The organism is Paenibacillus forsythiae T98, from assembly GCF_000520735.1.
Taxonomy (GTDB): Bacteria; Bacillota; Bacilli; order Paenibacillales; family Paenibacillaceae; genus Paenibacillus_AQ; species Paenibacillus_AQ forsythiae.
Genome location: NZ_ASSC01000829.1, coordinates 1 through 1368 on the forward strand (window position 1 = coordinate 1; position 1368 = coordinate 1368).

The 1368-nt window shown below is 58.3% G+C and carries 1 protein-coding gene; it reads right to left on the reverse strand.

Going from position 1 to position 1368, the window contains the following annotated elements; all coding sequences use genetic code 11:
* Positions 1–1368, reverse strand: a 1368-nt coding sequence (locus L692_RS30200) for a methyltransferase (RefSeq protein ID WP_036725558.1), incomplete at both ends; no start/stop codon positions are given.

Genomic DNA, 1368 nt, shown 5'->3' on the forward strand with positions numbered 1-1368 from the left:
GATTCCGATTGCTTTGTTAATCCGGTTGACGAGGTTGACTGCCGTGATCGAATCCACCCCATACTCGGAAAAGCTCCGGTCGTCCCGGATTCGCGCCTCATCCATCTTCAGCGCGTCTGCGATGTTCTCCCGGATGATTGTCCGGACATGGGCCGCGATCATTTCATCCGTTACATCGGCGCCCTGCCGCGCTTTTCGGATCTGCGGCTGGACATGCCCCTTCGGATCAGACGCCGCTTGCCCCCGTTCATCATTTCGGGACTGCCGCAAGTCAGCTATACGCTCCGCCTCCGCCTCCACCCGCTTCCTGACGATCCCGTTGCTTTCCGCCACGATAATCTGTGTCCCCCACTCATGCGCCGTCCGTGCCGGAAAATGGACCGGTCCGAACCCTTCCTCTTCCAGCACCGTTCTCCACGTTTCCGGGTACAATCCCGGACACCCGGGGATGCGCAGCTCCGCATCTTCGTAACGCCACCAGCCTTCCAGCAGCCCGAAGGTCAAATGAGCGAACAACGAATTTTCGCTGAGCTCGTTCAACAGCAGGATCCCGCCTTGGCGCAGAGCCGCCTTGGCGTTCCGCAGCGTCTGACGAATGTTGGCCGTAGCGTGCAGCACATTCGCCGCGATAACCACATCGTATCCGCCTTCCGGAATCCCCTGTCCCCCTACGGGACGTTCTATATCCAGGATATGGAACGAGAGGGACGGATTCCGCTCCCCGTATTCCTTCTCCGCATGAAGAAGGAACGCCTTGGACAGATCCGTGTAGCTATACTCCGATACATGCTTCTGATACGGCTCTAGCTTGCGGAATACCATAGCGCTCGTTCCGCCCGTGCCCGCGCCGATCTCAAGAATGCGGATTGTCGCGGAGGCATCCTGTCTGATTCGTTCCTCCACATACGCCGCTGCTGTCTCGGCCAGCACTTCATTAAAGGCGTCCGCCATCCGATTCTGCTTGTAGATTCCCTCCACAAGCTCCATGGAGGCATTCGGGAACATAATGTCGGTAGCCGGTGTTCGGCCAGTCAGAATATCCGGCAATGCCCGCAGTGTCGCCTCAACCAGCACGGCCTGCGCTTTCATGTCCGGATCGTTCAGCCACTGCGTTTTCTTCCGTTCCCATTCCTCCCACACGCCCTGCGTCCCGCTGCTTCCCGAGCCGTTTAGACGGACAACTTGACCGTCATACCGCAAATACTCTCTCTGGGCCAGAACAATCAGGCTCTCCTTGAGCCATTTATGGTACTGGGCAGGCAATCCAGCCTTTTCCCTCAGCTCGTCCAGGCTTCCGTTCCCGGCCAGCCCAAGCGTTTGGAGCTGTGACAGCAGCATCCGCCCAAGAAGCTCATCCATCACATTCAT